This is a genomic window from Williamsia sp. z71 (assembly GCF_059553375.1).
The window spans coordinates 208,059-230,479 of the sequence record NZ_JCANWX010000002.1 but is presented as its reverse complement, the minus strand read 5'-3'; the positions used below and the strand labels follow the sequence as shown (position 1 = coordinate 230,479).

At 65.8% G+C, this 22,421-nt stretch carries 24 protein-coding genes and 1 pseudogene; 8 read left to right on the top strand and 17 right to left on the bottom strand.

From position 1 onward, the window contains the following. Nucleotides 1-57: 57 nt before the first annotated feature. The gene (locus AC51GR_RS05190) at nt 58-315 is read right to left on the bottom strand and encodes a WhiB family transcriptional regulator (RefSeq protein WP_496323543.1); all 258 of its coding nucleotides are present in this window, start codon (nt 313-315) and stop codon (nt 58-60) included. Between the two features lie 465 nt (nt 316-780). Between AC51GR_RS05190 and cofD the strand changes: the two genes are divergently transcribed. From cofD to AC51GR_RS05175, 3 genes are read left to right on the top strand one after another with little or no spacing between them, the layout of a single operon-like run. After that, the gene (gene cofD, locus AC51GR_RS05185) at nt 781-1,803 is read left to right on the top strand and encodes a 2-phospho-L-lactate transferase (RefSeq protein WP_496323542.1); all 1,023 of its coding nucleotides are present in this window, start codon (nt 781-783) and stop codon (nt 1,801-1,803) included. Then, nucleotides 1,796-3,181, top strand: a complete 1,386-nt coding sequence (locus tag AC51GR_RS05180) for a coenzyme F420-0:L-glutamate ligase (RefSeq protein ID WP_496323541.1) — start codon at nt 1,796-1,798, stop codon at nt 3,179-3,181. Before cofD ends, AC51GR_RS05180 begins: the two co-directional genes overlap by 8 nt. After that, a complete protein-coding gene (locus tag AC51GR_RS05175) occupies nt 3,178-3,744 on the top strand; it encodes an NUDIX hydrolase (RefSeq protein ID WP_496323540.1) in 567 nt (188 codons plus the stop codon). The genes AC51GR_RS05180 and AC51GR_RS05175 overlap by 4 nt, the downstream gene beginning before the upstream one ends. 22 nt (nt 3,745-3,766) lie before the next feature. On the opposite strand, the gene glgC is transcribed toward AC51GR_RS05175, so the two are convergent. Beyond that, nucleotides 3,767-4,984, bottom strand: a complete 1,218-nt coding sequence (gene glgC / locus AC51GR_RS05170; RefSeq protein WP_496323539.1) for a glucose-1-phosphate adenylyltransferase — start codon at nt 4,982-4,984, stop codon at nt 3,767-3,769. 155 nt (nt 4,985-5,139) lie between these two features. On the opposite strand from glgC, the gene glgA reads away from it, so the two are divergent. Continuing rightward, a complete protein-coding gene (gene glgA / locus AC51GR_RS05165) occupies nt 5,140-6,309 on the top strand; it encodes a glycogen synthase (RefSeq protein ID WP_496323538.1) in 1,170 nt (389 codons plus the stop codon). Here glgA and AC51GR_RS05160 read toward each other — a convergent pair. From AC51GR_RS05160 to dapE, 11 genes are all read right to left on the bottom strand, one after another. Next, complete coding sequence (locus AC51GR_RS05160; protein ID WP_496323537.1) at nt 6,282-7,118, bottom strand: putative RNA methyltransferase; 837 nt, start codon at nt 7,116-7,118, stop codon at nt 6,282-6,284. The genes glgA and AC51GR_RS05160 overlap by 28 nt on opposite strands. 41 nt (nt 7,119-7,159) lie before the next feature. Beyond that, nucleotides 7,160-7,327 carry a DUF3117 domain-containing protein gene (locus AC51GR_RS05155; protein ID WP_023963302.1) on the bottom strand — a complete coding sequence of 56 codons (168 nt, stop codon included), beginning with the start codon at nt 7,325-7,327 and terminating at the stop codon, nt 7,160-7,162. Between the two features lie 131 nt (nt 7,328-7,458). Continuing rightward, nucleotides 7,459-7,779 carry a DivIVA domain-containing protein gene (locus AC51GR_RS05150; protein ID WP_496323536.1) on the bottom strand — a complete coding sequence of 107 codons (321 nt, stop codon included), beginning with the start codon at nt 7,777-7,779 and terminating at the stop codon, nt 7,459-7,461. Between the two features lie 33 nt (nt 7,780-7,812). Beyond that, entirely contained in the window at nt 7,813-8,556 is a 744-nt protein-coding gene (locus AC51GR_RS05145) for an acetoacetate decarboxylase family protein (protein WP_496323535.1), read from the bottom strand. Further along, a complete protein-coding gene (locus AC51GR_RS05140; protein WP_496323534.1) occupies nt 8,553-9,407 on the bottom strand; it encodes an SDR family oxidoreductase in 855 nt (284 codons plus the stop codon). The genes AC51GR_RS05145 and AC51GR_RS05140 overlap by 4 nt, the downstream gene beginning before the upstream one ends. 133 nt (nt 9,408-9,540) lie before the next feature. Continuing rightward, nucleotides 9,541-10,557, bottom strand: a complete 1,017-nt coding sequence (locus AC51GR_RS05135) for a glucosyl-3-phosphoglycerate synthase (protein ID WP_496323533.1) — start codon at nt 10,555-10,557, stop codon at nt 9,541-9,543. Next, entirely contained in the window at nt 10,554-11,465 is a 912-nt protein-coding gene (gene folP / locus AC51GR_RS05130) for a dihydropteroate synthase (protein ID WP_496323532.1), read from the bottom strand. Before folP ends, AC51GR_RS05135 begins: the two co-directional genes overlap by 4 nt. Next, nucleotides 11,419-13,137 carry a long-chain-acyl-CoA synthetase gene (locus AC51GR_RS05125; RefSeq protein WP_496324090.1) on the bottom strand — a complete coding sequence of 573 codons (1,719 nt, stop codon included), beginning with the start codon at nt 13,135-13,137 and terminating at the stop codon, nt 11,419-11,421. Before AC51GR_RS05125 ends, folP begins: the two co-directional genes overlap by 47 nt. A gap of 157 nt (nt 13,138-13,294) precedes the next feature. Further along, on the bottom strand, nt 13,295-13,834 hold the full coding sequence (locus tag AC51GR_RS05120; RefSeq protein WP_496323531.1) for an LOG family protein: 540 nt from the start codon (nt 13,832-13,834) through the stop codon (nt 13,295-13,297). Then, complete coding sequence (locus AC51GR_RS05115) at nt 13,831-14,610, bottom strand: LOG family protein (protein WP_496323530.1); 780 nt, start codon at nt 14,608-14,610, stop codon at nt 13,831-13,833. The genes AC51GR_RS05120 and AC51GR_RS05115 overlap by 4 nt, the downstream gene beginning before the upstream one ends. 63 nt (nt 14,611-14,673) lie before the next feature. Further along, nucleotides 14,674-15,786 carry a succinyl-diaminopimelate desuccinylase gene (gene dapE, locus AC51GR_RS05110; protein ID WP_496324089.1) on the bottom strand — a complete coding sequence of 371 codons (1,113 nt, stop codon included), beginning with the start codon at nt 15,784-15,786 and terminating at the stop codon, nt 14,674-14,676. Nucleotides 15,787-15,873: 87 nt separating this feature from the next. Here dapE and AC51GR_RS05105 point away from each other — a divergent pair, with 87 nt between their 5' ends. Continuing rightward, entirely contained in the window at nt 15,874-16,284 is a 411-nt protein-coding gene (locus AC51GR_RS05105; RefSeq protein ID WP_496323529.1) for a VOC family protein, read from the top strand. 233 nt (nt 16,285-16,517) lie between these two features. Then, nucleotides 16,518-17,468: a 2,3,4,5-tetrahydropyridine-2,6-dicarboxylate N-succinyltransferase gene (gene dapD, locus AC51GR_RS05100; RefSeq protein WP_496323528.1), complete on the top strand. Its 951-nt coding sequence runs from the start codon at nt 16,518-16,520 to the stop codon at nt 17,466-17,468. Between the two features lie 95 nt (nt 17,469-17,563). Here the strand turns inward: dapD and dapC are convergent, their stop codons facing one another. Both dapC and fdxA read right to left on the bottom strand, forming a co-directional pair. After that, nucleotides 17,564-18,679 (bottom strand): succinyldiaminopimelate transaminase, encoded by a 1,116-nt coding sequence (gene dapC / locus AC51GR_RS05095; RefSeq protein WP_496323527.1) that lies wholly within the window; start codon nt 18,677-18,679, stop codon nt 17,564-17,566. Between the two features lie 7 nt (nt 18,680-18,686). Continuing rightward, entirely contained in the window at nt 18,687-19,013 is a 327-nt protein-coding gene (gene fdxA / locus AC51GR_RS05090; RefSeq protein ID WP_331887121.1) for a ferredoxin, read from the bottom strand. Nucleotides 19,014-19,433: 420 nt separating this feature from the next. On the opposite strand from fdxA, the gene AC51GR_RS05085 reads away from it, so the two are divergent. Next, nucleotides 19,434-19,976, top strand: a complete 543-nt coding sequence (locus AC51GR_RS05085; protein WP_496323526.1) for a cysteine dioxygenase — start codon at nt 19,434-19,436, stop codon at nt 19,974-19,976. Next, nucleotides 19,973-20,362, top strand: a complete 390-nt coding sequence (locus tag AC51GR_RS05080) for a rhodanese-like domain-containing protein (RefSeq protein WP_496323525.1) — start codon at nt 19,973-19,975, stop codon at nt 20,360-20,362. The genes AC51GR_RS05085 and AC51GR_RS05080 overlap by 4 nt, the downstream gene beginning before the upstream one ends. 5 nt (nt 20,363-20,367) lie before the next feature. Here the strand turns inward: AC51GR_RS05080 and AC51GR_RS05075 are convergent, their stop codons facing one another. Both AC51GR_RS05075 and cofG read right to left on the bottom strand, forming a co-directional pair. Further along, entirely contained in the window at nt 20,368-21,123 is a 756-nt protein-coding gene (locus AC51GR_RS05075; protein ID WP_496323524.1) for a hypothetical protein, read from the bottom strand. A 14-nt stretch (nt 21,124-21,137) separates the two neighbouring features. Further along, nucleotides 21,138-22,418 (bottom strand): annotated as a pseudogene (gene cofG, locus AC51GR_RS05070) (7,8-didemethyl-8-hydroxy-5-deazariboflavin synthase CofG); the annotation flags it as partial. Nucleotides 22,419-22,421: the final 3 nt, after the last annotated feature.

Genomic DNA, 22,421 nt, shown 5'->3' with positions numbered 1-22,421 from the left:
TCCCCCGATGTCACCTTGTGATACATCACCGACGCGCGGTGAGAGAACTTTCCCGACTCAGACGATGCCGCGCTTGATGCGACGACGCTCGCGCTCCGACAAGCCACCCCAGATACCGAACCGCTCGTCCTTGTGCAGCGCATACTCGAGACATTCGGCGCGTACCTCACATCCCTGGCAGATCCGCTTTGCCTCGCGGGTCGAGCCTCCCTTTTCCGGGAAGAATGCTTCAGGATCGGTCTGGGCACACAGTGCCCGGTCCTGCCACTGATCCTCGACGAGGTCGAACAGGTCGTCGAAGGCGGTGGTGACCAAGCTGAGTCTGGGGCGTTCGTTCTGAGGGTCTTCGGGTGCGTTCAATTGCGAATCGACTTGCGGTTCAAGGCTGTTGGTAGCCATGTGTTCCAGAGCCATCGCCCCGCCTCCTCATCTGGACTTCGAATTGTGCAGGTGGTCAGTCGTATTCGAACAAGTGATCGATCCCCATGCCCCACAACAATTCTCGTTGTCAAAACTGGGAATGACACTGATGTGATTAGACACGGTTTCGGGGGTCCAGGTCAAGCCGCAGGGCAAATTTGCTTTACCACCCCATCGGGTGATTCCGGAGTCTCGACACGGCCTTGATGACCAAAAAGACACCCGCCGCGATTCGAACAGTTCGAACACCGCACAGCCGGTTGTGACCGACCCCTCGATGCTACGTGTCCCCGCCGATGACGCGAGTGCGATAGTGGGCCGGACCTGAGCCCGCCCCACCCGGCACTAGGCTGGTCCCTTGTGAAGGTGACCGTTCTTGTTGGTGGCGTCGGTGGCGCCCGATTTTTGCAGGGTGTTCGCGAACTCCTTGGACACACGTCGTTCCCCGACGTCCTGGCGGAGGGTCGTCCGCCCGCCGAGCACGAGGTGACGGCGGTGGTCAATGTCGGCGACGACGCCTGGATGCACGGCGTACGCATCTGCCCCGATCTCGACACCTGTATGTACACGCTCGGTGACGGCATCGACACCGAACGCGGGTGGGGCCGCCGCGGCGAGACCTGGCATGCCAAAGAAGAACTGGCCGCCTATGGCGCCGACCCCGACTGGTTCGGACTCGGTGACCGCGACCTCGCCACCCATCTGATCCGCACCCAGATGCTCGACGCCGGATACCGGCTCAGCGACATCACCGCGGCGCTGAGCCGGCGGTGGGATCCCGGTGTCCGGCTGTTGCCCGCCACCGACGACCGGCACGAGACCCATGTGGTGGTCACGCGCACCAGCGCGATCGGAACCGAGGTGACCGAGGAGAAGGTGGCGATCCACTTCCAGGAATGGTGGGTTCGTCACCGCGCCCAGATCCCGACACACGGTTTCGCACAGGTGGGTTCAGACGACGCCAAAGCCGGCCCCGGGGTGCTCGAGGCGATCGCCGAGGCCGACATCATCCTGTTCGCCCCGTCGAATCCGGTGGTCAGCGTCGGTGCCATCCTCTCGGTTCCCGGTATCCGCGGGGCCCTGCGCACCGCATCGGCGCCGGTCGTCGGCATCTCCCCCATCATCGGCACCAGCCCGCTGCGCGGGATGGCCGATGAGTGCCTCTCGGTGATCGACGTGGAGACGACCGCCGAGGCCGTCGGCAGGCACTACGGTGCCCGCAGTGCCAACGGCGTACTCGACGGCTGGCTCATCGCGCCCGGCGACACCGCCGACATCCCCGGTGTGAAGGTCGCCTCGGTGCCGCTGTTGATGACCGATCCCGCCGCCACCGCCCAGATGGTCCGCGACGCCTGCGATCTGGTGGGCGTGTCCTATGAGTGAGTCCGGATCGGCGAACGAGTCCGCGCCGCCCGCCCCGCAGGACCATGCCGCTGCGGGCAGCATCGAGATCATCCCGATCCCGGGCCTGCCCCGGTTCAACCCCGGTGACGATCTCGCCGCGGCGCTCGCCGACGCCGCCGGATGGATCCGCGACGACGACATCCTCGTCGTCACGAGCAAGATCATCTCCAAGATCGAGGGCCGGATGGTCCCGGCCCCCACCGATCCCGACGAACGCGATGCGGCCCGCCGGGCCTTGGTCGACTCCGAAGCCGTCCGGGTGGTGGCGCGCAAGAACCGCACGCTGATCACCGAGAACAAACTCGGCATCGTCCAGGCGGCCTCCGGTGTCGACGGCTCGAATGTCGGCAGCGACGAATTGGCATTGCTCCCGGTCGATCCCGATGCCAGTGCGGCGACCCTGCGGGCGTCCCTACGTGCACGTCTGGGCGTAGAGGTGGCTGTGTTGATCACGGACACGATGGGCCGCGCTTGGCGCATCGGACAGACCGATGCCGCGATCGGGGCCGCAGGAATCGCAGTGACGCACCCCTACGAGGGGACCGTCGACGAGTACGGCAACCCACTGATCGTCAGCGAGATCGCGGTCGCCGATGAACTGGCCGCTGCCGCAGACCTGGTCAAGGGCAAGCTCGGAGAAATCCCGGTGGCCGTCGTCCGCGGACTGAAGCCTCGCGAAAACGGCACCACCGCAAGAGATCTCGTACGTCCCGGCGAGGAAGACCTGTTCTGGCTCGGCACTGCCGAGTCGCTCGAGCTCGGCCGTCGACAGGCATTGCTGATGCGACGTTCCGTGCGCAGCTACACCGGCGAGCGGGTTCCCGAAGAGATCATGCGGGCCGCTTTTGCCGACGCACTGACCGCGCCGGCTCCGCACCACAGTCACCCGGTGCGGTTCATCTGGCTGCGTGAGCACGCTCGCCGCGTCGCACTGCTCGATGCGATGGCGCGCCGCTGGAGAGAACACCTGACCGGCGACGGAAAAACCGACGAGTCGATCGGAAAACGCGTGGCCCGCGGCCAATTGCTCTACACCGCACCCGAAATGGTGATCCCCGTGCTGACCGGCGATGGCCGCCACGACTATCCCGACGCGGAGCGGACCGCCGCCGAACGCACCATGTTCACCGTGGCCGGCGGCGCCGCGGTCCAGGGTCTGCTGGTCGCGCTCGCCACCCGATCGGTGGGTAGCTGCTGGGTGGGGTCGACGATCTTCGCTCCCGAACTCGTCCGCAGCGAACTCGACCTTCCTGCGGACTGGGAGCCGTTGGGCGCGGTGGCGATCGGCTATCCCGCCGAACCGACCGACCGGCCCCGGCCGGCTGCGAGCATCGACTCACTGGTGGTCGAACTGTGAGCGCAAGCAGCCTGCACGAGTCGGCGAGCGACCTGCTCACCCGGTGGCAAACCCCTGATCCACACCAGGATTCACTGCGTCACACGATGCTGGCCTTTCTGGCCGCCGCCCCGAACGGGTGTCTGCGTGAATCGGCCGCCGGCCACATCACCGCATCGACGATCGTCTTCAACTCGGCACGCACCCATGTGTTGCTGACGCTGCACCCCAGGGTCGGCAAGTGGATTCAGCTCGGTGGTCACTGCGAGGAGAGCGACACCACGATCGCCGACGCGGCAACCCGCGAGGCCCAAGAAGAATCCGGTATCGCCGACCTCCGGATCACCGGCGAACTGGTCCAGGTCCACACCCACCCGATCACCTGCTCACTGGGCGTCCCGACCCGGCACCTCGATCTGAGATTCGCCGCAGTCGCCGACGACCTGCCGAACGGCTCACTGCCCGAGTTCGTTCGCAGCGACGAGTCGGTCGATCTGGCCTGGTGGCCGATCGACGCGCTGCCCGACAACACCGAACACCCGGCGATCCCGGACCTGATCACCGCAGCCCTCAACCGGTTCTGACCGCTCGACCGCGGCCCGCGGCTCAGACCCGGATACCTTTTCCGATCGCGACCACGCCGCCGGCGCTGAACGCGAAACGTTCGCGGTCGCGTTGTTCGTCGACGCCGACGATCTCGCCGTCGGTGACCACAACGTTCTTGTCCAAGATGGCCTTTCGGACCACTGCGCCTTTACCGACCCGGACACCGGGCATCAGCACACTGCCTTCGACGGTGGCACCGTCCTCGATGATCACGTTGGAACTGACCACCGAGTTGCGGACGGTGGCCGCGGAGATGATGCTGCCCGCCCCCACCATCGATTCCTGTGCGAGTCCACCTTTGACGAACTTCGCCGGCGCCACGAGATAGTCGGCCGAGCCGTGGATGGGCCAGCGCCGGTTGTACAGGTTGAAGATCGGGTGCACCGAGACCAGATCCATATGGGCGTCGTAGAAGGCGTCCAACGTGCCGACGTCGCGCCAGTAACCGCGGTCGCGGTCGGTGGCGCCGGGGACCTGGTTGTCCTTGAAGTCGTAGACGAACGCCTCGCCCCGCTCGACGAACGCCGGGATGATGTCGCCGCCCATGTCGTGGTCGGAGTCGCTGTTGTCGGCGTCGAGTGTGATGGCCCGCACGAGGGCATCTGCGGTGAAGACGTAGTTGCCCATCGACGCGAAGGTGGCATCGGGGTCGTCGGGGGTGCCGGGCGGATCGGCGGGCTTCTCGAGGAACTGGGTGATCCTGCCGCTGTCATCGGCATCGATGCAACCGAAGGCGGTGGCCTCGCTGCGCGGGACGCGGATGCCGGCCACCGTGCATTCGGCGCCTGAGGCGATGTGCGCCTCCACCATCTGCTCCGGGTCCATCCGGTAGACGTGGTCGGCGCCGAAGACCACGATGTAGGCGGGCTGCTCGTCGTAGACCAGGTTAAGCGACTGGAAGATCGCGTCGGCGCTACCGGTGTACCAGCGTGGGCCGAGCCTTTGCTGCGCCGGGACCGGGGTGATGTATTCACCGTTGAAGCCCGACGGCCGCCACGTCTGCGAGATGTGCCGGTCGAGTGAATGGGACTTGTACTGGGTGAGCACACACAGACGTGAGTAGCCGGCGTTGACGAGGTTGCTGAGCACGAAGTCGATCAGGCGGTATCCGCCACCGAATGGGACGGCCGGCTTGGCGCGGTCCATCGTCAGGGGAAAGAGTCGTTTCCCCTCGCCGCCGGCAAGAACGATCCCAAGGACATGGCGCTGTGAAATCACTCCTTCAACCTATCCGCCATCCGAGTCCGCGGCCATAGACGGGTGCAGATCTTTCGAAATCGCTTGGCCCCAGCCGATTAACCTGACGGCCCGAACGCTGTGATCTTTTCGACCCCCGTTGGCACAGCCCGCCACACCCGGCTAGCGTCAAGGTCATGCGCGTGGCAATGATGACCAGGGAATATCCGCCAGAGGTTTACGGCGGGGCCGGGGTTCACGTCACCGAACTGGTACGGCACATGCGCACACTGGCCACCGTCGACGTCCATTGCATGGGTGCCGAGCGCCCCGGTGCCGAGGTCCACGGCGTCGATCCGGCATTGATCGGCGCCAATCCGGCCATCACCACGCTGTCGTCGGATCTGCGGATGGCAGTGGCGGCCGAAGGCGCCCAGGTCGCCCACTCGCACACCTGGTACACCGGCCTAGCCGGGCACCTAGCCGCGCAACTGCACGGCATCCCGCACGTATTGACCGCACATTCACTCGAACCGCGGCGGCCCTGGAAGGCCGAACAGCTCGGTGGCGGCTACCGGGTGTCGAGCTGGGTGGAGAAGAACGCCATCGAATACGCCGACGCGGTGATCGCGGTCAGTTCCGGCATGCGCATCGATGTCTGCGACGCCTATCCCCGCCTGGATCCGGAGAAGGTGCACGTGGTCCGCAACGGCGTCGACACCCAGACCTGGCACCCGGTCGATCCGGCGGAAGCCGATGCCGCACTGACCGCATTGGGGGTGGACCCGCGTCGTCCGATCGCGGCGTTCGTGGGCCGGATCACGCGACAGAAGGGCGTGCGCCATCTGATCGCGGCGGCCCATCACATGGACCCCGATCTGCAGCTCGTATTGTGCGCCGGAGCGCCCGACACCCCCGAGATCGGGGCCGAGATCGCCGCGGCGGTGGAACAGCTCTCCCAGACGCGGTCCGGGGTGTTCTGGATCCGGGAGATGCTACCCACCGACCGGATCCGCGAAATACTCTCCGCCGCAACAGTTTTTATCTGCCCGTCGATTTACGAACCGCTGGGCATCGTGAATCTGGAGGCGATGGCCTGCGGGACGGCCGTGGTCGCCTCGGACGTCGGCGGCATTCCCGAGGTCGTGCGCGACGAGATCACCGGACTTCTGGTGCACTACGACGAAAACCGGACCCGCGACTTCGAACACGACCTCGCCCAGGCGGTCAACCGGGTCATTGCCGATCCGGAGCTGGCCCGGTCGATGGGTGCGGCGGGTCGGGCTCGGGCGATTGCCGACTTCTCCTGGGATTCCATCGCCGAGCAAACGTTGCGGATCTACGAATCCGTCTGCAAGCCGGTCTGATACACCGCGACGGTCACCGATGCGGTGACGGTCACCGGATCAGGCAGGGAGGCCGATTTCGCGTCGACCTCGGCCTTGGATAGGTGAAATGCCGAGGGGCCCATGAGGACGACGTCCGCCACGTCGTCGTGGGTGAGCTCTATCGGGTATTCCACCAGCGTTCGTTCGGTGCGGACGAAGTGCCCGGACATGCTGTTGCCGATGCGTTCCGACTTGTCTTTGTCGACGCCGATCATCCCGACCTCCGACACCAGTTCGGCCAGGTGTCGCGGCGTCGGGGACACGACCACCAGGGTCCCGCCGGGACGTAGCACCCGCGCGAACTCGGAGACGTTGCGGGGCGAAAAGATGGACAACGCAACGTCGATGGCGTCGTCGGCGATCGGAAACGGCTGCCATCCGTCGGCCACAACGGCCCCGATGGAGTCCGACAACCGACTCACCTGCCGAGCGGCGATCTTGGAAAGGTCAAGGCCCACACCGCGTCCGCCACACGCTTCGACGGCGGCCGCGAGATAGTGTCCGGTCCCGGCACCGACATCGAGAATCGTTGCCGCCGGAGGGCATTGCCGCGAGACGGCCGACATGATCGGATCAAAGAACCCGCGCTCGAGGAATCTGGTTCGGGCGGCCAGCATGTCGGCGGTGTCTGAACGAAAGTTGCTTCCGGCCCCGCCCAACAGGGTTACGTACCCCTGCCGGGCGAGGTCGAAGCCATGGCCCGCCGGGCACCACAGGGTGCGGTCGGCGAGTTCCAGCGATCCTCGGCACACCGGGCAACGCAACAGATCGACCACAGTGGTCAGCACGCGTTCGATCGTCTCCTTCAGTTGCCCTTACGGCGTGGTACTCAGGCGGTCACCCCGCGCAATTCTTCACCCAATGCTGCCGCCTCGTCCGAGGTCAGCTCGACAACCAGTCGGCCACCGCCCTCGATGGGGATGCGAACAACGATTCCTCGCCCCTCCTTGGTTGCTTCAAGGGGACCGTCCCCGGTCCGTGGCTTCATCGCCGCCATCTCTGCTCCCTTCAGATTCGCTGCCTCAGTCGGCGTCGAAGTCTGATCTTATTAGGTCGATGCCAGCGTTTGCTGACACCGCACGTTTCGGTGCTGCGTGGTCGCGCTCCATACTACGGACCGCCGACCGGTTATTCTTCCCGTTGCGCAGGGCTTTCGGCCTCTTCACGAGCTTGAAGATCGTGTAGTGCATTCCGCAACTCGTCGATTTCGCGGGCGAGTTTCTCGAGCGCCCAGTCGACCTCAGTTGCTTTGTAGCCACGGGTCACCTGTGCGAAGCGCAGTGACCGCACGTCTTCACCGGTGATCCCGGCGCGGGGCAGACGCGTCAGGGTGGTTCCGCGCTCGAGCGGGGGAAGATCCTCCGAACGACCGAAGACCAACCAGACCACGGCGAACACCACACCGATCACCGCGACCATGATCAGCAGGTACAGCAGAAGTGTCAGCACGTCATCCACTATTCCAGGTCGGCTGAGGTGCTGTTACCCGGCGCTGCGCACCTGGGCATCCTCGAAGGTCATCTCGATGTGCCCGACCGACGACGTCATCAGCGCGTACCGGCCGAGTCGAAGCCGACGTAGCTCCTCGGCGATCGGATGTGATCCGAGCTGCAGGCTCGCTCCCCCGGGCCGGGTTCGCGTGTCAGCGGTCCGGTTGAGGACCCAGGGCGTCTCGCGCGTGACCCCGTCCAGATACGAGTAGGCCCGAAGCACCGCAGTCGCATCAGAATCGGGAACCTTGATCCCCGGGCGAACGGTGAGCGCGACAATCAATTTTCCGCCTTCGCTCACGACGCCCCGCTTCGTTGCCGACGAGTGGTCGACGTCGAAGTCCGCCAACGTTTTCGGAAAACCCCAGATCCCGCGGCCTGCGGCGAGCGTGAAGTCGCCATCGACCGGCAGACGATGCACCAGGGCGCGGGCCTGCCCGGTCGCCAGCGCACGAAGATTTCCCAAAATGGTCGACCGCCCGGGCGTGTCGGGATCCTCGAGCAGCACACACACCCCAAACTCGTTGTAGGGGCCGAGATCTCCGTCCACATAATCGACGAAGACCAGCATGCACATCGTCCTACCCGGCCTGACCTGCATCACCCGCAGTCCGGTGTCGGCGATCATCTCCTGTGCCGCAGCGGCCGACGCCGTGAAACCGGCCACAAAACAACTCGCATGCCGAATCCGGACCGGCATCTGCACCTCGGTTCCGAGAACCTCGTGTGCGGTCATGACGTCACCGCATCTTCCGAGGCAACTACCCCGCGCAAACCCTCAGTGCCGAACAGTGGTTCGAGCATCGAACTGAAGTCGGGCCCGCGGCGCAGCATCTGGCCACCGTCGACATTGATGACCTGCCCGGTGATCCAGGTCGATTCGGCGCCGAGCAGGAACAGTGCCAGACCCGCGACGTCCTCGACCTCGCCCACGCGCTGCAGCGGTGTACTGACGCGATAGTCCTCGCTGAGCGCGGGATCCTGCACGACGAGGTCGACGAGTTCGGTGCGCGTCAATCCCGGACGGATCCCGTTGACGCGAACGTTGCTCGCGCCCAACTCGTCTGCCGCCAAGGCGACCAGGTGATCGACCCCGGATTTGGTGACACCGTAGGCACCGAACCACCGGTGCGTATTGCTCGCAGCGATCGACGAGATCGCCACGATGGAACCGCCGCCACCTCGAACGAGTTCGCGCGCACCATGTTTGATCGTGAACATCGTGCCGTTCAGATTGAGATCGACGGTCCGCTTCCAGGCCTCGGTGTCCATCTGGGTGATCGGCCCGATGGTCTCGCTGCCGCCGGCACAGGCGACGATGCCGTCGAGTCGGCCGGTGCGTTCCGTCGCTGCGGCCACCGCGCCTGCGACCTGCTCCTCGGAGGTGATGTCCGCGGCGTGCGCGTACACGGCACCCTTTCCGGTGCCCGCGTTGAGTCCGGCGGCGACCTTCTCGAGTCGCTCGGCGCCGCGACCGACGATGGTGACCTGCGCGCCCCGCTCACAGAGCAGTGCCGCAATCCCCTCCCCGATCCCGCTGCCACCACCGGTGACCAGAACTGACTTACCCACCATCGAATCCGACATCTACCCACTCCCCGTAGAACTAGAACATGTTCTAACTACGGTAGCTGCCCCTGCCCCCAAACGCGCCGGATATACGAAGACGAGCCACATGTATGTGGCTCGTCTTCGTATTACCGGCTCGTTTGGGGTGGTGCTATGAGGCTCGGCGACGTCGCGCAGGTACCGGCGGGCGCAGCGTGTTCATCGCCGGCCGGTCGGTGAGATGAACCTCGGTCGTTTTCGGCAGGAACGTGCCATCGGGCTGGATCTTGAACTGGGTGAGTCCGACCCCGGAATCGACGATCCCGCAGCGGCCCATCAGGGTGCCGACGATCTGACGGCTCATCACCCCGAGCTCCACCAACGGACGGTTGCGGTGGGTCCGGACGCCCAGGTTGACCTGGCCGATCCCGGCCAGGCCGTAGCGGTCGTACGTGTCGACCAGCAGGCCGATCTCCACGCCGTAACCCGGGGCGAACGGCACCGCACACAACAGCTCGCGAGTGCCGGCGTACTCCCCGCCCAGCGGCTGCAGAACCGCGGTGAGTTCGGGCTTGAACGAGGCCAGCAACGGTCGGGCGACGAGTTCGGTGACCCGGCCGCCGCCGTTGGCGTCCTCGCCCTGTCCGGTGCGCAGCGGACGACGGTAGAAGCCCTTGACCAGATGGATCTCGGGGTTGATGAGCAGTGGTCCGAGCAACTTGGGCACGAACATCGGATCGGGATCGATCAGGTCGGAGTCGACAAATGCGATCAGGTCGCCGGTGGTCGCGGCCAGCGAGCGCCAGAGGACCTCACCCTTGCCACGGACGGGCTCGACCTCCGGGACAGCCTCTTCTCGGCTGATCACCCGGGCACCGGCGGCGGTCGCCCGCTCGGCGGTGGCGTCGGTGGACCCCGAGTCGAGCACGATCAGCTCGTCGACGAGGGTGCCGACAAGCGGACGGATCGAGGCGATCACGTCCGCGACGGTGTCTTCTTCGTTCAATGCCGGCAACACCACCGACACGGTCCGGCCGTTCTTGGCCGCGACGAGCTCCTCGACAGTCCAGTCAGGACGGTCCCAACTGTGATCCGCAGCCCAATGGGCCGCGGGTGACTCCTGCGGAGCCGATGCGATCGGCGCCCATGCACGTTCGGTTCTTCCGGTGACTTGCTTCCCAGCGGTCATGCCAAACCCCTTACTGTTCGGGCAGGTGGCCTGGTGCCCACAATCGCGGCCACCATGTCGACCACCCTTCGTGTGGCGGCTACCTCGTGTACGCGAAAGACCCGGGCCCCCGAAGAGGCTGCGAGTGCCGTCGCGGCCAGAGTCCCCTCCAACCGATCTTCCAGGCCTACCCCCAAAGTCTCCCCTACGAAATCCTTGTTGCTGAGCGCCATCAGGACCGGCCAACCGGTGTTAACGAGAACTTTTACGTGGCGTAACAAAGCCAGCCCGTGATGGGTATTTTTCCCAAAATCGTGGGTCGGATCAATAAGGATCGAATCGCGATCCACACCGGCCGCGAGTGCGCGAGCGGCCGCCCCGGTCACCTCGGCGACGACGTCGGCCACCACATCGGGGTACCGCACGCGGTGCGGGCGGGTGCGTGGAACCGCACCACCGGTGTGCGAGCAGACGATGCCGACCGACAGCTCCGCGGCCACCGACACCAGGTCTGGGTCGGCCCCGGCCCACGTGTCGTTGATCAGGTCGGCGCCGACGGCCACCGCCTCGCGGGCCACATCGGCCCGCCACGTATCGACGCTGATGATGAGGCCCGGGTGTCGTTCGCGGATCCAGGCGATCATCGGCAACACCCGCCGGATCTCTTCCGCGGCATCCACGATGTCGCCCGGACCGGCCTTGACGCCGCCGATGTCGACGATGTCGGCTCCCTCGGCGACCGCCTGGTCCACCCGCGATTTCGCGGCTTCGTCCGAGAAACTCACACCGCGGTCATAGAACGAGTCCGGGGTGCGGTTGACGATGGCCATCACCAACGCCCGATCCGTGGCAACCGGTCGGCCACACAGAGTGGGTGCCAAGTCAGCCTCTGGGTACTTTCGCTCCGGCGACATCATTTGGATAGTCATCGTAGAACTTGACATACCCTTCGCCACGTCCGGTCAAAACATAGAGATCGTCATCGCCCACGTCGGTGAATCCCTGATCGCGTAGCTCGACCTTGCGGTTCTTGAAGGTCGACGTCTGTTCCAGTTCCGGCACGACCCGCAGGAACAGCGGAATCGCATACGAGGGCAGCTGCTCGTACAGGTAGCCGCCCAACTCCTTGGGGTCGAGCTCCGCGCCCTCGCGCAGGGTGATCGCAGCCATGCCGGCCTTGCCGTCGGCGCCGGGTACCTCGACGCCGTAGACCACCACGTGCTCGATCGACTCGACACCACCGAGCTCTGCCTCGACCTGGGTGGTTGCCACATTCTCGCCTTTCCAGCGGAAGGTGTCACCGAGACGGTCGACAAAGGCGATGTGGTTCATCCCGAGGTCGCGGACCAGGTCACCGGAGTTGAACCAGCGGTCGCCGGACTTGAAGGCATCGGTGATGATCTTCTTGTTCGAGGCATCCGAGTCGGTGTACCCGTCGAACGGCACCTTGGACGAGATCTCCGAGATCAGCAGGCCTACTTCACCTTTGGGAACCCTCCTCAGCCGACCCTTGGCATCCCGCGCGGGCTCGCCGGTCTCGTGGTCGTATTCGACGATCTTGAACGGCAGCGGGCAGAACCCGGCTGTCCGGTCGATGTTGAAGACATTGATGAACGCCAGGTTCAGCTCGGAGGCGCCGTAGAACTCGACAACCCGCTCGATCCCGAAACGCTCGGCGAAGTCGTCCCAGATCTCGGCCCGCATGCCGTTGCCGACGATCGTCTTGATCCCGTTGGTGGCATCGGTGGGCTGCTCCGGTTGGGCCAGCAGGTAGCGGCACAACTCTCCGATGTAGCAGAACGCGGTGGCCCGGTTGATTTCGACGTCGTCCCAGAACCGCGAGGCCGAGAACGACTTGCCGATGGCCAGACACGCACCCGAGGCCAGCACCGAGGACAGCGCCACGGTCAGCGCATTGTTGTGATAGAGCGGTAGCGGCGAATACATGGTGTCGGTGTGCCGCAGACGCACGCCCATCCCGCCGATACCGTCCATGCTGGTCATCCAGCGGTAGTGCGACATGATGCTGGCCTTCGGCAAACCTGTTGTGCCGGAGGTGAAGATGTAGAAGGCCTTGGTCGATGCCGGCAGCTTCGCGGTGATCTCGGGGTTACTCTCGCTCAAACCCTCGGCCTGCGCGTCGAGTTCGACGAAGTCGACTGTGACGGAGGGCAGTTCCGTCTTGTCGATGGATTCGAGGGCCTCGGCGGCCTCCGGGTCGACCACCAGCACCACCGCGTCGAGGATGCTCACACTGTGGGACAACACCTGTCCGCGCTGGTTGTAGTTGAGCATCCCGGCCACTGCACCGAGCTTCACCGTCGCGAGCATCACCAGCAGTGTCTGCGGATGATTCTTGGCCAGCACGCCGACCACATCGCCCGGGCCGACACCCTTACGGGCGAAGAAGTCGGCATAGCGGTTGATCTGGCGGTTTGCCTCGCCGTAGGTGATCGACACGCCTTCGAACCGGATGAAGGGGCGCTGCGGATGCTTGGCGACCACCTTGTTGAAGACCGACCCGATGGTGTCCTGCGCCTTCGGCCTCCGCAGTACCAGTCCCGGCGCATGCCGGATGACTCCCGGAAGATCCGGGACCATCGCCAGTGCCCCCCTGGCCACGTCGAGTAGTCCAACACTGGTCCGGTTCTCGCTGACCACATAAGCTCCGATGCTCGTGAGTTGTCCCTTGGCCCAACCTATCGGGGGCTCGATGAACTATCACGGTAAAGCCCCCGACTGGCAAGGTTACCGATAATCACAGATAGACCCCACACCCCGCGAGGGCTTCGGTCACCGTGCTCGTCTGCACCAACCGGTCCAACGCCGATCTCGAGACAAAACCCGGTTCGATCATCGTCTCCAGCCAGTCGAGCAGCGGCGCGTAGTGCCCGTCGGGGTCGAGGAGTACCACCGGTTTGCTGTGCATTCCGAGGTACCCGGCGGTCCAGGTCTCGAACAACTCTTCCAGCGTGCCGATACCGCCGGGCAGGGTGATGAAGGCGTCCGCCTTGTCCTCCATCAGCTGCTTGCGCTGCCGCATCGTGTCGGTGATCACCAGTTCGTCGGCGTCGATGTCCGCTACTTCCCTGGCCACCAACGCCTTTGGGATGATCCCGATGGTGTGGCCGCCGGCCGCGCGGGTGGCGTGGGCGACCGCGCCCATCATCGACACGTTGCCACCACCGGAGACCAGGGTGTGCCCGCCGGCACCGAGTGCGGTGCCCAGTTCGGCGGCCAGCGCCAGATGATGATCGGCGACCGGGCCCGACGCGCAGTACACGCAGATCGCGGTCATGCCTGATCCTCCGGTTTTCCGGCCTGCTTCTGCACGTCGTGCTCGCGCTGCCGCGAGAGCTTGATGATCTCCACTGCCTCGGCGACGGAGTCGGTCACCTGCAGCAGCTCGACGTCGGCCGCTGACACGAACCCCTGTTCGGTCAGCGTCCCCTTGATCCAGTCGAGCAGTGGCGCCCAGAACTCGGTGCCCAGCAACACGATCGGGAACTGGGTGACCTTCCGCGTCTGCACCAGGGTCAGCGCCTCGAACAGCTCGTCGAGGGTGCCGAAACCGCCCGGCAGGCAGACGAACGCCTTCGCGTACTTCACGAACATCGTCTTGCGGACGAAGAAGTACCGGAAGTTGACCCCGAGATCGACCCATTCGTTCAGCACCTGCTCGAACGGGAGCTCGATGCCCAGACCGATGGATTGGCCACCGCTCTCACAGGCACCCCGGTTGACCGCCTCCATCAATCCCGGACCACCGCCGGTGATCACCGGATATCCGGCCTCGGCCAGCGCGGCACCGAGCTCGCGACCCAGGTTGTAGTAGGGGGTGTCGCGCGCGGTACGCGCCGACCCGAACACCGTGACGGCCGGCGGCACGGTCGACATGTTGTCGAATCCCTCGACGAACTCGGACTGGATCCGCAGCACCCGCCAGGGATCCCTGGCCGAGTCCGCTGACCTGAGCAAACGCTGGTCGGTGGTCTGGGTCAGTGTGTGTGGGTCTTCGCGGATCCGCGCTGCGCCGCGATAACTCAGCCGGGTGTCGCGTTCGGGAGGTGCCATGCCCAAGACGCTAGCAATGTGCAATGCATCGCGTCCGACAGGCAAGCCCGAGGCAAGGAGACCTCAGCCGAGCAGGTACCGCCGCAGGATGTCGGTCACCTCGGTGATCTGCGCCGTGGGCACCCGCTCGTCACGTTTGTGTGCGAGGTTCGGGTCGCCGGGGCCCAGATTGACCGCCGGGATACCCAGCGCGGAAAACCTCGAGACATCGGTCCATCCGTACTTCGCCCGGAACCGGCCACCGGCCGCGTCGACCAGCTTCGCGGCCGCCGGGTTCGACAGACCTGGCAGCGCACCGCCTGCCGCGTCGGTGATCTCGAACGTGACCTCACCGGAATCGATTGCGGCGGCGAAGACTTCACGCACGTGCGCGGTGGCCTGTTCGACCGAGCGGTCCGGTGCGAATCGGAAGTTGACGTCCACGCTCGCCGCGTCGGGCACCACGTTTCCGGCGACGCCGCCGTCGATGCGGACCGCGGACAGCCCCTCGCGATATTCGCAACCGTCGATGTCGACCCGGCGAGGCGTGTAGTCGGCCATCGTCTGCAACACCGCGCCGAGTTTGTGGATGGCGTTGTCCCCCAACCACGAACGGGCCGAATGTGCTCGGGTGCCCGCGGCGGTCAGCCGGGCGCGCAAGGTGCCCTGGCAGCCGGCCTCGATCTGGCCGGCCGTCGGCTCACCGAGGATCGCGACATCGCCGGACAGCCAGTCGGGCAGATCGCGTTCGATGAACCCCAGTCCGTTGTACTTGGCCGCGATCTCCTCGCAGTCGTAGAAGACCAGGGTGAGATCGGCGGTCGGTTCGTCGAGGGTGGCCGCCAGATGCAGGAAGACCGCGTCGCCGGATTTCATGTCGACTGTTCCGCAACCATGGAGCACATCGCCTTCGGGGCTGTCGCGTTCGCGCCGGCTCGGCACGTTGTCGGCGATGGGCACGGTGTCCAGGTGTCCCGCCAGGATCACCCGCCGATCGAGACCGCGGTTGGTTCGCGCCAGCACATTGTTGCCGTGGCGCACGATCTCGAAACCGGTGGTCTGCGCTCGCAGCGCCGCCTCGACGGCATCGGCGATCGCAACCTCGTCGTGGCTCTCACTGGCGATGTCGACGAGCGCTGCCGTCAGGTCGATCGGGTCGGCATGCAGGTCCAGAGCGGTGGTGGTCACGGTGAACACCGTAGTCGCCGACCGATGACGCTCACGAGCCCCCCGATGTCCGAAATGTTCATCATCATCGTCCATGTCGCAAATAGCATCGACGCCATGACGCCTTCCACATCACCCGTGCCCACCCTCAATGCCATCTCCATCGTTGTCGACGACATGGCCGCGACACTGGCGTTCTATCGCGCCTGCGGTCTCGAGTTCCCCGATGACGCCGACACCGCCCCGCATGCCGAGACCACTGCCGCCGGCGGCTTCCGGATCCTCTTCGACACCGCGGCCAGCGTGGCCACGTTCAACCCCGGCTGGACCGCTGCGGCCGGTGGGCAGCGCATCTCCCTGGCCTTCGAATGCTCCGGAACCGCGGAGGTCGACGCCCGATACGCCGCGCTGACCTCGGCCGGTCACGTCGGCGAACTCGAACCGTTCGACGCCTTCTGGGGGCAGCGGTACGCCGGCGTCCTCGACCCGAACGGCAACGGCGTCGACTTCTACGCCGCGCTCGGCTGATCCCCGAACTCGGCGGGTGACCGGTTCGTCACCGCCCGGAACTCACGGAACATGTCCGCAGTCACACCGGCGAAACATCCGGGTCCGCCACGATCAAACCGTCGGGAGTCCAGAGCAGAACCATGCAGCCGTCAGGCAAGATTTCCGCTTCCGGACCGTCGCTCGGCGTATGTCACGGTAGATGTCACCCGCGCATTGTTCCTGGTGAAACTGCCACGCGTAAACTTCTGGAGGTGACCAATGCATCTGGAGCCTCCGCAATCGGCATCGCCACCATGACCGACTCGGGCGCAGTACTCGACACCTGGTATCCCGCACCCGAGTTGGGTGAGCAGACCACGTCCGGGACCACCGAACTCGCCGTCGACGAGACCCCCGCCGAACTGATCTCGCTGGTCGGCACCGACGCCGACCGTGGCGTGCGGACCGTCGCCGTCCGCACCTCGATCGTGCTCGCCGACGCCCCGGCCGACGCCCACGACGCGTACCTGCGTCTGCACCTGCTCTCGCACCGGCTGGTCATCCCCCACGGCCTCAACATGGACGGCGTCTTCGGGAAACTGTCGAATGTCGTGTGGACCAACTTCGGTCCGTGCGCCGTCGAGGGGTTCGAGGTGACCCGCGCCAAGCTCAAGGCCCGTGGCCAGGTGACCGTGAACGGCATCGACAAGTTCCCCCGCATGGTCGATTACGTTGTGCCGAGCGGAGTTCGGATCGCCGATGCCGGCCGTGTCCGGCTCGGAGCCCATCTCGCCGAGGGCACCACCGTCATGCATGAGGGCTTCGTGAACTTCAACGCCGGCACCCTGGGCGCGTCGATGATCGAGGGCCGCATCTCGGCCGGTGTCATCGTCGGCGACGGCTCGGACGTCGGTGGCGGCGCCTCCACCATGGGCACCCTGTCCGGTGGCGGCAAAGAGATCATCACCCTGGGCAAGCGCTGCCTGCTCGGCGCCAACTCCGGCTGCGGCATCGCCCTGGGCGACGACTGCGTCATCGAGGCCGGCCTCTACGTCACCGCAGGCACCAAGGTCACCGGTCCGGACGGAACGGTCATCAAGGCCCGCGACCTGTCCGGCAAGAGCAACCTGCTGTTCCGCCGCAACAGCACCACCGGTGCCGTCGAGGTCGTGCCCTGGAAGGGCGACGGCATCGAGCTCAACGCCATCCTGCACGCCAACTGATCGCCCCCCACCTGAATCAGCTGCGCCCACCGGCAATTGCCGGTGGGCGCAGTGAATTCAGGTGGGTGTGGCCGCAGATTCGGGATAGGCGCGGGTCAGGCGGACAGTCGTTCGGCCGCCGCCGCGATCCGCTCGTCGGTCGCGGTGAGCGCCAGCCGCACATGGCGGGTTCCGCGGGGACCGTAGAACTCACCCGGCGCCGCCAGGATGCCGCGGTCGGCGAGCCAGTCGACGGTGGCCCGACTGTCTTCATCACGGGTTGCCCACAGGTACAGGCCGGCAGCCGATTCGTCGATGCGCAGACCGGCAGCCACCACTGCCCCACGCAGGACCTCGCGTCGCGCCCGGTAGCGCTCACGCTGCTGCGCGGTATGGGTGTCATCGCTCAGCGCCGCCGTCATCGCGCCCTGCACGGGGAACGGAACGATCAGGCCGGCGTGCTTGCGGACCGCGAGCAGTTCACCGATCAGGGCCGGATCACCGGCGAGGAAACCGGCCCGATAGCTGGCCAGATTCGAGGTCTTCGACAACGAATGAACCGCCAGCAACCCGGTGAAATCGCCGTCGGTCACCCTCGGATCGAGGATCGACACCGGCTCTTCATCCCACGCCAGACCCAGGTAGCACTCGTCGGAAACCACGATCGTGCCGCGGTCACGCGCCCACTGCACCACCTTGCGCAGATGCTCGACGGGCAGCACCTTACCGGTCGGGTTGGACGGTGAGTTCAGATAGATGAGCGCCGGAGTGCTCGGTCCGAGCTGGGTCAGGGAATCGGCCCGAACCGGTCGTGCACCGGCCAGCAACGCACCGACTTCGTATGTCGGATAAGCGACCTCCGGGATCACGACGTCGTCACCGGCGCCGATCCCGAGAGTGGCGGGCAGTCCGGCGATGACCTCTTTGGTGCCGATCACCGGCAGGATCATCGAGTTGTCGAGGCCGGTGATGCCGTGCCGACGCGCCAACGATGCACAGGCCGCCGTGCGGAGCGCGGCCGTACCGATCGTGACCGGGTAGCCCGGGAAATCCGAGGCCTCATACAACGCATCACGAATCAGCGGTGCCACCGGATCGACCGGGGTACCCACCGAGAGGTCGACGATGCCGCCGGGATGCCTCGCGGCACGCTCCTTGGCATCGGCGAGAGTGTCCCAGGGGAACTCGGGCAACCGCGACGACACTGAGGTCCGGCCACGCATCGACGTCATGCGGCTGTCATTCCTCGGTGTTCATCGGGGGCAGAGCCTTCACGAACGGCGAGTCGTAGGCGACCTTGCCCAGTTTGCTGGCACCGCCCGGCGAACCCAGATCATCGAAGAAGTCGACGTTGGCGTTCACATAGGGTTCCCACTCGTCGGGCACATCGTCTTCGTAGAAGATCGCCTCGACCGGACACACCGGTTCGCAGGCGCCGCAGTCGACGCACTCATCGGGCTGGATGTAGAGCATCCGTTCGCCCTCGTAGATGCAGTCGACGGGGCATTCCTCCACGCAGGCCTTGTCCAGGACGTCAACGCAAGGCTCAGCGATGATGTATGTCACCGACAACCCCTCCTCATCAGTTCAGTGCGCGTGGGCTGTACGCGCTCAAAAGCGGGCATACCCTCCGACCTCATGGACGTCGGCTGCCCGCTTATCACCCACCAGTATCCGGGACACCGATTTCAAGTCAAAACTCGACCCCCACCACCACCCCGTCGACCGTGCCCTTATCGCCGTCGAGCGTGCCGAAGTTGCCCGCCGGGCAAGTTCTGCCCTGCGTTTTCGGCACACTCGACGGTGATTTCGGCACGGTCGACGGCGCGGTTCAAATCAGAGAGCGCGTAAATCTGGACCGAGCACGGTCGCGAGGGCACTGTGGTGGGCGTGACCGCGGCACCGAATCTCCAGTGGAACCGAATGTGTTGTTGCTGACCGCAACCTTTCCCCCTCATTCGAACCACGTCCAGGAGTACCCACCGCATGACCTCCACCCTGTCCCGGCCGGCTGCTGCCGGATTACCCAACCATCATCTGCCGACCCGGCTGCGACCCGCTGACCTGCTGCGTCTGACGGATCAGAGTGCCTCCGACGTGCTCGACGGCACCTATGACCATCTCTTGCCGAGCCGCTGGGATCGCGAGAACCGGTGGGCCACACGTCTGCACTACGACGACGATGTCGATCTCTGGCTGATCAGCTGGACCCCGGACGAGTCGACGGATCTGCACGACCACGCCGGCTCCCTCGGCGCACTGACCGTGCTCTCCGGCGCCCTGACCGAATACCGTTGGACCGGAAACCAACTCCGCGCCCGCACACTCGACGAAGGCGATCAGGCCTCATTCCCGCTCGGCTGGGTGCACGACGTGGTCCGCAAGCCGAACCTCCCGGTCACCAGCGAACCCACCCTCAGCGTCCACGCCTACTCCCCGCCTCTGACGGCCATGTCCTACTACGAGGTGACCGATGCACAGTCACTTCGCCGGACGAAGACCGTTCTCACCGACGGTGGGGCAGCATGAGCACCGTGGCCACCATCGACGATCTTCTACTCCAGGCCCGTTCGGGTCTCGACCGGATCAGCGCATCAGACCTGCCGGCCGCGCTGGCCGGTGGCGCCCTGGTCGTCGACATCCGGCCGGCGGCGCAGCGGGCCGCCGAAGGTGAGTTCGACGGCGCACTGGTGATCGAGCGCAACGTCCTCGAGTGGCGACTCGACCCGGCATCCGATGCGCGGATCCCGGAGGCGATCGACCACGACGTCCCGTGGGTCGTGATCTGTTCGCAGGGCTACACCTCGAGTCTGGCCGCGGCGTCGCTGCAACTACTCGGACTGCACCGCGCCACCGATGTGATCGGCGGCTACGAGGCGCTGGTCGCCGCCGGCATCGACGGCACCTCCCCCTAGGACAGTCAAACAACCTCTCGGACAACGGCATCGGCCGACCGGCGTAGTGCGCCCGTCTCCCCGATGTAACTGGCGAGGGCTCCGACCAGCGGGAGCCCGGACAGCATGCGCCACGGCTGTTTCGGCGAGGGCCGCCGCCCCAGCTCACCCAGGACCGCACGCGATCTCCCGATGCCGGTCCACATCTGTTTCACCAGCGCGTCGTTTTCGGCGCTGCTCTCGCCGTCTTCGGACTCACCGGTGAGCAGCGTCCGCGAACTCAGGGTCCGGCGGCACAGCACCTCGGCCAGCAGATCGGTCTGCCGGTAGCGGTCGTCGATGCCGTAGGCACGGGCCACCGCACACAGCAGGATCGCCTGGTGACCGAATCCGAGCACGGTCTGGATCGGCAGACGGTTCACCAGGGCACCGAAGACACCCGGATATGCCACTCCGACGGTGGTGATGGCCCCGACCCGCTCGATCCACCAGTCGCGACGTTGCTCAGGCTTCCAGTCGGCCCACTTCGCGGTACCCGGCAGCCCGGTGGTGTCGGCCGCCCACACCAGGGGTCCGTCGATGGCGCCGATGACCTTGGCGGCCAGCGCGTCGTCGGGTCCGCCGGACCGACGTTCGGCACCCTCGAACGTCCGTCCTTTGATGCCGAGCGGGTCACTGTCGACCGCGTCGAGGAGCAGATCGATCACGCCGGTGGCCTGATAGAGCATCCGCGCAACGTCGTCGTCGGACAGCGCTTTGGCCGGCGGCAGCGGAATCCTCATGCGGTGTACCGACCCTCGCCCGATTCGTTCCAGGGGCGGCCGATCGGGAGTACGTCGGCAGCCAGTCCGGTCACCGGGTCGGCCAGTGCCCACACGTGAGGACTGATCCGCTCATCGATCCACGGGGCGCCGGCCAGCACGTATCTGGGTTGGGCCGCAACACGTTCGGTCAGCACGTAGCCGGTCTCGGCGGTGATCGTGGCCAGTGAATCCAGGTGCGGCCAGGGCCGTTCGGGATTGACGTGGTCGGGGGTCAATGGCGAGACCCCGCCCCAGTCGTCCACGCCGGCGCCGACCAGCGCAGCGCATTCGGCCGGCGACACCAGGTTCGGTGGGGCCTGAATCCGCATCGCGGGGCCCAGGATGATCCGGGCCACGGCCACCGCGGCCAGGAACTCGTCGAACTCGGCATCGGCGACCCCGCGCATCGCGGTATCGGGTTTGGCCCGGAAGTTCTGGACGATCACTTCCTGGATATTGCCGAAAGTCTTTTGCACCTTGTGCAATTCGATCAGCGAATCGGCCCGTTCGGTGAGGTTCTCCCCGATGCCGACCAGGATGCCCGTGGTGAACGGGACGGAAAGACGACCAGCGTCGACGAGCACCTGCTTGCGAACCTCGGGATCCTTGTCGGGGCTGCCGTAGTGCGCATTGCCCTTGTCGGTGAACAACCGACGCGCGGTGGTCTCGAGCATCATGCCCATCGAAGGGGCCACCGGCTTCAGCAGCGCCATCTCGTCGGCGCTCATCACACCGGGATTGAGATGCGGCAGCAGGCCGGTCTCCTCCAGGACCCGGATCGACGCGGCCCGAACATAATCCAAGGTCGATGTGTACCCACGCTCGGTGAGCCATTGCCGGGCTTCCGGCCAACGCTCCTCCGGACGGTCGCCGAGCGTGAACAACGCTTCTTTGCAACCCATCTCGGCACCACTGCGGGCGATCTCGAGTACTTCCTCGATCTCCAGGTACATGCCGTGGCCGTCGCGGGCCAGTTTGCCCGGCACGGTGACGAACGTGCAGTAGTGGCACCGGTCCCGGCACAGCCTCGTGAGCGGGATGAACACCTTGCGCGAGTAGCTGATCTGACGTTCGCGCCCTTCGGCGATCAGTCCGGCGTCCCGAATCCCCGCCGCGATCGCGCAGAGCTCGGCCAGTTCGTCCCCGCGGGCCGCGAGCAAGATCGCGGCCGCCTCGACGTCGAGGGCGACATCCTCGTGCAACCGGGCCAGTACCTGCCGGACCGCGTCGTTGTCAGGACGCGCCTGCGTGGCTCCGGTGACGCGCGGCGGCATCGC